Genomic DNA, 8,210 nt, shown 5'->3' with positions numbered 1-8,210 from the left:
ATGATGGGCCGGCCGCGCATGGAGCCGGAGTTGTCGAGCAGAAGCGTCACCACCGTGTCGCGGAACTGGGTATCGCGCTCCTGCTTGAAGGTCAGCGGGTGCATGGGGTCGATGATCACGCGGGTCAGCCGCCCGGCGTCGAGCATGCCCTCGTCGAGATCGAAGTCCCAGCCGCGGTTCTGCTGGGCGAGCAGCCGGCGCTGAAGCCGGTTGGCGAGACGGGCCACGGCCCCGTGCAGCGCCACAAGTTGCTTGTCGAGAAAGGCGCGCAGCCGATCGAGCTCTTCGAGGTCGCACAGATCCGGGGCGTCGATGATCTCGTCATAGGCCCGGGTGAACACCTTGTAGCCGAAGGCTTCGGGGTCATCGAGCACGGAGGTGTTGGGGCGCCAGGGATCGGAGCGGCGCGGCAGGTCTGCGGCCTCGGAGTCGCGGTCGAGCTGATCGGTGGCCCGTCGTCCTGGTCCTCCAGGGTTTCCTCGGAGTCGTCGTCGGGCTCGCCGCGGGTCTCCTGCGCCAACTCGGCGCGGTCTTGGCCCTCGGCGCTTTGGTCCTCGTTGTCGGAGGCATTGGGATCGGACTCGCCGTCCTTGGAGCTATCCTCGTTCTCCTCGCCCTGATCGAGCTGGTCGGCCAGATTGAGCGCCGCGAGCACGTCGCGGGCGAGCCGGCCGAAGGCCTCCTGGTCCTCCAGGGTGTCGGGCATGCGGTCGAGCAGGTTGCGGGCGCGTTCCTCGATCCAGGGACGCCACAGATTGACCAGGGGCCGGGCTCTTGCGGGTGGCGCCGCGCCGGTCAGCCGCTCGCGCACGAGGAGTGACAGCGCATCGGGGAGCGGTGCCTCGTTGCGCTCGGTCTCTTCGGTGACGCGGCTGCGCGCGTAACGCTGCTCCACGCGCGCGGTCAGATTGGCCGCAACGCCGTCCATGCGCCGCGCGCCGATTGCTTCCACGCGGGCCTGCTCGATCGCCTCGAACACGGAGCGGGCATCGCGCCTGTAGGCGCGAGCGCCTTATGGAGCCCGTCATCGTGGCAGGAGATGGACAGGGCGGCCGCGTCCGCGTGACCGCGGATCACCGCGATCTCCTCTCGGGTCGGGACGCGAGAGGGCTCTGGCACCCGCGCGGTCTTGCCCGCAAGGCCCGGGGGCCTCCGTGGAGAACACCACCTCGACGCTGCTATCGGCGGCGAGCGACCGGGTGGTGAGCGACACGGCACGTTTGAACGGATCGAGGGGCGCCTCTTTCCGCTTGTTCGCGGTCATGGGGTCAGCTCAAGGCCACGTTGGCGGTCGATTGCGGCAAGTCCTCACCAAAGCAGCGCTGATAGAACTCGGCGATCAGGCCGCGCTCCAGTTCGTCACACTTGTTGAGGAAGGAGAGCGCGAAGGCGGTGCCCACGTCGCCGAAGATCTCGGCGTTCTCCGCCCAGGTGAGCACCGTGCGCGGGCTCATCACCGTGGAGAGGTCGCCGTTCATGAAGGCGTTGCGGGTCAGCTCCGCGACACGGACCATGTTGGACACGGCCTTTCGGCCTTTCTCGGTGTTCCATGACTTGGCCTTGGCCAGAACGATATTCACCTCGTCCTCATGGGGCAGATAGTTCAGCGTGGCGACGATGGACCAGCGGTCCATCTGACCCTGGTTGATCTGCTGAGTGCCGTGATAGAGGCCGCTCGTGTCGCCGAGCCCGATCGTGTTCGTCGTGGCGAACAGACGGAACGAGGGATGCGGCCGGATCACCTTCGACTGGTCGAGCAGGGTGAGCCTGCCCGAGACTTCCAGAACCCGCTGAATGACGAACATCACCATCGGGCCGGCCGCGTCATACTCGTCGAAGCAGAGCGCCGTGTTGGTTTGGAGCGCGTAAGGCAAGATGCCCTCGCGGAACTCGGTCACCTGCATGCCGTCCTTGATGACAATGGCGTCCTTGCCGACGAGATCGATCCGGCTCACGTGGCTGTCGAGGTTGATGCGGATGCACGGCCAGTTGAGCCGGGCCGCGACCTGCTCGATATGGGTGGACTTACCGGTGCCGTGATAGCCCTGAATCATTACGCGGCGGTTGTGCTTGAATCCGGCAAGGATGGCGAGCGTCACGTCCCGGTTGAACAGATAGTCGGGGTCGAGATCGGGAACGTGCTCGTCCGCTTGCGCGTAGGCCGGCACCTCCAAATCGCTGTCAATGCCGAAGACTTGGCGCACGGATACCGTCATGTCCGGCAAACCGGCGCCGTTCTGGGCAGCTTCAAGTGTCATGATCGATGATGAGCCTGTGTGTCGCGTTTCAGTGAGGGTCCCGGAATCCCGTAAAACCCTGATTTTGGTGGGGGCCGGCCCAGCGACCTATGCAAGCCCCGCCTGTCTTAGATAATTATAGGCTTGGATCACTTCGCGCAACTTGTCCTCCGAGGATCGGTCCCCCTCGTTGTGATCCGGGTGGAGCCTCTTAACCAACTCCTTGAAGCGGGCCTTGATGTCCCCCTTGGTGGCATTGTCCTCGAGATCGAGCTGACGCAGCGCCTTCTTCTCCAGGCGCTTGAGGGGCCGGTTCGGCGCCGCGCCGGGCTTCGCGCCGCCGGGCGCGTTCTCGCCAAACAGGCCGAAGGGGTCTTGGGCCTCGAAGCGGTGGGCGTAGCCGCCCTTGCGTGCGGCGGTTTTCGCCCGATTGCGCGCCCAGGAGTTCACGCCCACGAACCAGGTTGGGCGGTTGCCGATGGAGTCGCTCTTCTGCTGTTCGACCACGTCATCATCGGGCAAGCCCGAGAAGTAGTTGTAGCCCTTGTTATATGCGCGCACGTGGTCGAGGCAGTAGCGGTGATACTGGCCTTCGAGGCCACGGCCTTTCGGCGCCGGGTAGAGCCCGGGCTCGCCGCACCCCTCCCACTCGCATTTGGGGCAGGTATCGCGCAGCAGACGGTTCTCGTCGGGCTTGACGCGGAGGCGGTCGAAGAATTTTGAATCGAGCTTCATGGAATCGGCATTATGGGAAGCTGTATTGGTCACAACAAGAATGGCTCCACGATGACAATAGCGATAGTCTGGCCGGTTAACTGCCGCGCACGGCATCGTTGGAACCGAGGACAGTCCTACGCATGAACGTCGAACAGTCGATTAAAGAGAAGTTAGCCCAAGCGTTCGCGCCGGTGGCGCTCGATGTGGTCAACGAGTCCCATCACCACGCGGGCCATGCGGGGTCACCCGGCACTGGCGAAAGCCACTTCGCCGTTAAAGTGGTGTCGGAAGCCTTCGCCGGCAAGTCGCGGGTGGAGCGCCACCGCATGGTGAATGCGGTTCTGGCCGACGAACTCGCGGGTAAGATCCACGCGCTCGCCATCACCGCGCTCAGCCCGGAAGAGGGCGCGCGGGCCTCATGAGGCCGCGTCGGTTTCCTTGGTCTCGGCGCGGTGCTTGTCCAGCGGCATCACGCGTAAGCTCGTGATGCGGTTGCGGTGGCGCTTCAAGACCTCGAACCGGAAATCGTGGAAGGTGAAGGCTTGGCCCGGATTGGGGATGGTCTGCGCCTCGTGAATGACGAGTCCGGCCACGGTGGTCGCTTCCTCGTCCGGCAGGTCCCATTCCATGAGCCGGTTCACGTCGCGGATCGGCACCAGCCCGTCGACGATCAGCGAGCCGTCCGGTTGCGGTTTGGCGAGAGCCGCGGCGATGTCGTCCTCGTCGGTGATGTCGCCGACGATTTCCTCGATGATGTCCTCCAGGGTCAGTAGTCCCATCACCTCGCCGTACTCATCGACGACGATGGCGAAATGGGCTTTGCGCTTGAGGAAGGCGTTCAGCTGATCTTTCAGCGTCGTGGTGTCCGGCACGAACCAAGGCGGGGCGGCGAGCGTCATGACATCGATCTTGGAAACGTCGCCCTTTGAATCGCGCAAGGCCTGAAGCAGCGTCCGTGCATGCAGAACGCCGACGATCTCCTCGCGCTCGCCGCGCCAAAGCGGCAGCCTGGTATGCGGGCTCCTCAGCGCAGCATCGACGATCTCGCCGGGCGGCAGATCCGCGTCGATCGCGTCCATGTTGGTCCGATGCACCATGATGTCCGACACGGCGAGATCGCGCAGGTCGAGCACGCCGCCCAGCATGTCGCGATCGAGCTTCACCACGCCGCCTTCCTTGTGGTGCAGCTCGATGGCGCCTCTGATTTCTTCATGCGCCGACAGCACGTCGGCGTCATCGGCGATGGAGCTGCCGAACAGGCGCAAGGTATGGCGCACGAGGAACTGCAGTGTCGCGGTCACCGGCGCCAGCACGGCGACAAGCACTTTGAGAATCGGCGCCACGGCCAGCGCCATGCGGTCGGCGTTAAGGATGGCGTAGGTCTTGGGCAACACCTCGGCGAACACGACCACGACCACGGTCATGACGATGGTGGCGTAGACAACGCCGGCCTCGCCGAACAGCCCGAGAAAGAGGCTGGTGGCCAGCGCGGACGCGGCGATGTTGACAAGGTTGTTGCCCAGCAGGAGCGCGCCGATCAGCCGCTCGCGCGAGGAGAGCAGCCGGGTCACGAGCTTGGCCCGGACGTTGTCATCTTCCTCGAGCGCGTGCATGCGCGCGCGGCTCGCGGCCGTCAGCGCCGTTTCCGAACCTGAGAAGAAGGCGGAAACGACGAGAAGGCCAACGATAGCGCCGAGCGTAAGGCCTAATGCGAGGGTCATGCTCGCGCACACTCCCGCTTCAAAAAGTCGGTCACTTGCTCCATGGACACGTCATTCTCGACGAAGGCTTGGCCGATGCCGCGCACGAGCACGAGCACCAGCTTGCCGCCGGTGACCTTTTTGTCCTGCGCCATGAGGCGCAAGAGCTCGCCGGGCGTCGGCGTGCCGCCGGGAATGGCGGCGATCTCGGTAGGAAGGCCCACGGCGCGGAAATGCTGCGCGACGCGCGCAGCGTCGTCTTCCGCGCACAAGCCGTGTTCGGCGGAGTAGGTGAAGGCGAGCCGCATGCCGATAGCGATGGCCTCGCCATGCAGCAGCCGGTCGGAGTAGCCGGCGAAGGCTTCCAGCGCATGGCCGAACGTGTGGCCGAGATTGAGCAGGGCGCGCTTCCCGCTCAACTCGCGCTCGTCCGCGGCGACGATCTCCGCCTTGGCGCGGGCGCTCGTCTCAACGGCGTGGCGGCGCTTGCCGTCCTGGCCTGCGAAGACGTCGTTCCAGTTCTCCTCGAGCCAGACGAAGAACCGTGCATCTCCGAGGAGCCCGTATTTCGCCACTTCGGCGTAGCCCGCGCGAAACTCCCGGTCGCTCAAGGTCGACAGCAGCGAAACGTCGGAGAGCACGAGGCTCGGCTGATGGAAGGTGCCGATCAGGTTCTTGCCCTGCTTGGTGTCGATGCCGGTCTTGCCGCCGATGGCCGAGTCGACTTGGGCCAGGAGCGAGGTCGGCATCTGCACGACGCGCACGCCGCGGCGCAGGATGGAGGCGGCGAAGCCGGCAAGGTCGCCCACGACACCTCCGCCAAAGGCAATGACGCAGTCGCCGCGCTCGACGCCGAGATCGAGCAGCGTCTCGCACAGCTTGGCCAGCACGGGAAAGCTCTTGCTCGCCTCGCCGGGCGCGACCGTGGCCGAGCCGAGAAACACGCCTTCTTTCTCGAGGCTCGTCTTGAGCGGCGCGAGATGAAGGTCGGCGACATTTGCGTCACTGACGACGGCGAAGCGTGCACTGGGCAGAAGCGCCTTCAGACGCGCACCCGCGGCGCGATGAGGTCCTCGCCGATGACGATCGCATAGCCGCGCTCCGCCAGCGGTCGATGCTCGTCTCGTTTGTACCGGCGGCGAGTCCCGCCGTGCTGTCGCCCAGTGCACCTTCTTGCGGCGCGGTTTTTGCGCGGGCATCGCATCGCAGCCGAGTTTTGCGGCGAGCGCGTCGATCACGTCGCCGACGATCACCTCGTGAGGCACTTCGCGGCTCTCAACGGTGATGTCGGCTTGTGCATAGACGGGATTGCGCTCTGCCATCAGCGTCTTCATTACGGTTTCGGGGTCGTCCACGGCAAGCAAGGGCCGGTTGTCGCGGCGCCCGACACGTTTCATGAGCACACGCAACTCCGCCTTGAGCCAGATCGAGATGCCCGTCCGCTCGATGGCGGCCCGGGTCTGCGGGTTCATATAGGCACCGCCGCCCGTGGCCAACACTTGGGGGCCGCTTTCCAAGAGCCGGGCAATGACCTTGCGCTCGCCGTCCCGAAAATAGCGCTCGCCATGCTCGGCAAAAATCTCTTTGATGCTCTGGCCCGCCGCCTGCTCGATCTCGCTGTCGGCGTCGGTGAAGGGCAGATCGAGCCAGTTCGCCAGGCGCCGGCCCACGGCCGTCTTGCCGGCGCCCATGAGCCCGATCAGCACGACGGAGCGCGTGCCCAGAAATTGGCGGATTTGCGCCAATTGCCGGTCGCGGTCCTTGCTATGTTCAGCACGCGTAAGGTCATCTTCGCTGGGGGAGCCTTGATTTGTCCCATGCTGACAGGACAGTGTCGAATCGTCCATGATAGGGATTGTAGGGGGTTAAGGCGCCCGGTGGTTTTGAGTCATAATAGACCCCCTGCTGGGGACCAATAGACAGTTAGGAACACGAGCGCCTCGATGCCAACTTTGTTTCGTTTCCTCGCGGTTTTAGGGACGATCGCTGGTATCGTCGCGGGAAGCCTTTATGTGCTCGCCGAATACTTTCAGCCAGAGCCCAAGGAAATCTCCAAAGCTTTGCGCAACGTCAAGGCGGAGCCCCTTGCTGCGGACGCCACCGCTTCCACCACGCCGAAAGAGCCGTCCATCACCTTGCCGCCGACCCATCGCGCGCAATAGATCCGCGCCGCCGGCGAGGGGGTAGAGCCTTGGCCGGGACCAAGAACGCGAAGGCCGTACACGACTCCGAGCTTGCGCTCTTCCTCGACATGCTCATGGCCGAGCGCGGCGCCGCCGCCCACACTATCGACGCCTATACGCGGGACATCTCCGACTTTCTTGCCTTTCTCGCCGCCAAGAAGAGCAGCGCGGCAAAAGCCTCCGCCGATAATGTGCGCGCCTATCTCGAAAGCCTCGCGGGCAAGGGATTGGCGCCCACCTCGCGCGCCCGGAAGCTCTCGGCCATCCGCCAGTTTTTCCGCTTTCTGTTGGGGGAGGGGTTGCGTGCCGACGACCCGACCTCCGCCATCGACAGTCCGAAACTGGGCCGGCCGCTGCCGAAGATCCTTTCGCTCTCCGAGGTTGAGACCCTGATCGAAACCGCCAAGCTGGCCTGTGACACGTCGGCCGAGGGCGCCCCCCGCCGGCGGGCCCTGCGGCTCTATGCCCTGCTCGAGACGCTTTATGCCTCGGGCTTGCGCGTGTCGGAGCTGATCGCGCTGCCGCGCAACGTGCTCGCCGCGGACGACCGGGTGCTGACCATCACCGGCAAAGGCGGACGGGAGCGGCTCGTGCCCCTGAACGAGGCGGCGCGCGGCGCCCTGGCCGCGCATCTCGTGCTGCTCGAGGACGACGAGGGGCTTGCCGCGTCGTTGTGGCTGTTTCCCACCGGAGACGGCGGGCAGCACATCACCCGTCAGCGCCTCGGCCAGGAGTTGAAGGGGTTGGCGCTCGCCGCCAATCTCGATCCAGCCCGGGTCTCGCCGCATGTGCTGCGCCATGCCTTTGCCAGCCATCTTCTGGAGAGAGGCGCGGATTTGCGCACGGTCCAGCAACTTCTGGGGCACGCGGACATCTCGACCACGCAGATCTATACCCATGTGATCGAGGAGCGCTTGCGCCGGCTAGTGGAGCAGCATCACCCGCTGGCTCAGGCTCACTTAACGAAACGGCGCTAGTCTCCGGGTTGACGCGACGCGGCCGCCGGTTGACAGGCAGTCGTCACGAGGCCAATTACAACCGGATTTCCGTTGTCTTTCCTTTTGTCGTAAGGATGCCCGCTCGGGAAAATCCGGGTTTCCCAAGGGGTCTAGCCAAGCTGCATGCGTACATATCTCGATTTCGAAAAGCCGATCGCGGAGCTTGAGAGCAAGGTCGCCGAGTTGAAGGCGCTCTCGGGCGGCGATGAATCCGTGTCAATCAACGAGGAACTCACGCGGCTTGAGACCAAGGCGCGCGATGCGCTGGTGGCGACCTACGCGGAGCTCACGCCGTGGCAAAAGACGCAAGTCGCCCGCCACCCTGAGCGGCCGCATTTCAAGCATTATATCCAAGGCTTGGTTCGGGACTTCACG

General features: G+C 64.8%; 9 protein-coding genes and 2 pseudogenes. 4 read left to right on the top strand and 7 right to left on the bottom strand.

Features of this window, described 5'->3' with window-relative positions; translation table 11 throughout:
• The 5 genes and pseudogenes from AUC71_RS22850 to AUC71_RS14245 form a co-directional block, all read right to left on the bottom strand.
• The coding region (locus AUC71_RS22850) for a cobaltochelatase CobT-related protein (protein WP_425283398.1) at positions 1 to 104 on the bottom strand (104 nt) is incomplete at its 3' end.
• 20 nt (positions 105 to 124) lie between these two features.
• Positions 125 to 1,119: pseudogene (locus AUC71_RS18140) on the bottom strand (hypothetical protein).
• Positions 1,025 to 1,264 carry a hypothetical protein gene (locus AUC71_RS22050; protein WP_141701728.1) on the bottom strand — a complete coding sequence of 80 codons (240 nt, stop codon included), beginning with the start codon at positions 1,262 to 1,264 and terminating at the stop codon, positions 1,025 to 1,027. Before AUC71_RS22050 ends, AUC71_RS18140 begins: the two are co-directional and overlap by 95 nt.
• A gap of 4 nt (positions 1,265 to 1,268) precedes the next feature.
• Positions 1,269 to 2,258, bottom strand: a complete 990-nt coding sequence (gene cobS / locus AUC71_RS14250; RefSeq protein WP_069624772.1) for a cobaltochelatase subunit CobS — start codon at positions 2,256 to 2,258, stop codon at positions 1,269 to 1,271.
• Positions 2,259 to 2,345: 87 nt separating this feature from the next.
• The gene (locus AUC71_RS14245) at positions 2,346 to 2,972 is read right to left on the bottom strand and encodes a J domain-containing protein (RefSeq protein ID WP_069624771.1); all 627 of its coding nucleotides are present in this window, start codon (positions 2,970 to 2,972) and stop codon (positions 2,346 to 2,348) included.
• A 122-nt stretch (positions 2,973 to 3,094) separates the two neighbouring features.
• Between AUC71_RS14245 and AUC71_RS14240 the strand changes: the two genes are divergently transcribed.
• On the top strand, positions 3,095 to 3,376 hold the full coding sequence (locus tag AUC71_RS14240) for a BolA family protein (RefSeq protein WP_069624770.1): 282 nt from the start codon (positions 3,095 to 3,097) through the stop codon (positions 3,374 to 3,376).
• On the opposite strand, the gene AUC71_RS14235 is transcribed toward AUC71_RS14240, so the two are convergent.
• Both AUC71_RS14235 and aroB read right to left on the bottom strand, forming a co-directional pair.
• Positions 3,371 to 4,675: an HlyC/CorC family transporter gene (locus tag AUC71_RS14235; protein ID WP_069624769.1), complete on the bottom strand. Its 1,305-nt coding sequence runs from the start codon at positions 4,673 to 4,675 to the stop codon at positions 3,371 to 3,373. The two genes, AUC71_RS14240 and AUC71_RS14235, sit on opposite strands and share 6 nt — an antisense overlap.
• On the bottom strand, positions 4,672 to 6,501 hold the full coding sequence (aroB, locus tag AUC71_RS18130) for a 3-dehydroquinate synthase (RefSeq protein ID WP_083238420.1): 1,830 nt from the start codon (positions 6,499 to 6,501) through the stop codon (positions 4,672 to 4,674). The genes AUC71_RS14235 and aroB overlap by 4 nt, the downstream gene beginning before the upstream one ends.
• A gap of 96 nt (positions 6,502 to 6,597) precedes the next feature.
• On the opposite strand from aroB, the gene AUC71_RS21505 reads away from it, so the two are divergent.
• The 3 genes and pseudogenes from AUC71_RS21505 to AUC71_RS14215 all read left to right on the top strand — a co-directional run.
• The gene (locus tag AUC71_RS21505; RefSeq protein WP_244500975.1) at positions 6,598 to 6,816 is read left to right on the top strand and encodes a hypothetical protein; all 219 of its coding nucleotides are present in this window, start codon (positions 6,598 to 6,600) and stop codon (positions 6,814 to 6,816) included.
• 29 nt (positions 6,817 to 6,845) lie between these two features.
• Complete coding sequence (locus tag AUC71_RS14220; protein ID WP_280139324.1) at positions 6,846 to 7,814, top strand: site-specific tyrosine recombinase XerD; 969 nt, start codon at positions 6,846 to 6,848, stop codon at positions 7,812 to 7,814.
• Between the two features lie 144 nt (positions 7,815 to 7,958).
• A pseudogene (locus AUC71_RS14215) lies at positions 7,959 to 8,210 on the top strand (acetyl-CoA carboxylase carboxyltransferase subunit alpha); the annotation flags it as partial.

Source organism: Methyloceanibacter marginalis (genome assembly GCF_001723295.1).
GTDB lineage: Bacteria > Pseudomonadota > Alphaproteobacteria > Rhizobiales > Methyloligellaceae > Methyloceanibacter > Methyloceanibacter marginalis.
The sequence above is the reverse complement of the archived record's forward strand: the minus strand, read 5'-3'. Positions and strand labels throughout refer to the sequence as shown.

Excerpts from the sequence above, each read along its gene's own strand:
- AUC71_RS22050 (WP_141701728.1), bottom strand. The coding sequence starts at position 1,264 with ATGACCGCGAACAAGCGGAAAGAGGCGCCCCTCGATCCGTTCAAACGT.
- cobS (WP_069624772.1), bottom strand. The coding sequence starts at position 2,258 with ATGACACTTGAAGCTGCCCAGAACGGCGCCGGTTTGCCGGACATGACG.
- AUC71_RS14245 (WP_069624771.1), bottom strand. The coding sequence starts at position 2,972 with ATGAAGCTCGATTCAAAATTCTTCGACCGCCTCCGCGTCAAGCCCGAC.
- AUC71_RS14240 (WP_069624770.1), top strand. The coding sequence starts at position 3,095 with ATGAACGTCGAACAGTCGATTAAAGAGAAGTTAGCCCAAGCGTTCGCG.
- AUC71_RS14235 (WP_069624769.1), bottom strand. The coding sequence starts at position 4,675 with ATGACCCTCGCATTAGGCCTTACGCTCGGCGCTATCGTTGGCCTTCTC.
- aroB (WP_083238420.1), bottom strand. The coding sequence starts at position 6,501 with ATGGACGATTCGACACTGTCCTGTCAGCATGGGACAAATCAAGGCTCC.
- AUC71_RS21505 (WP_244500975.1), top strand. The coding sequence starts at position 6,598 with ATGCCAACTTTGTTTCGTTTCCTCGCGGTTTTAGGGACGATCGCTGGT.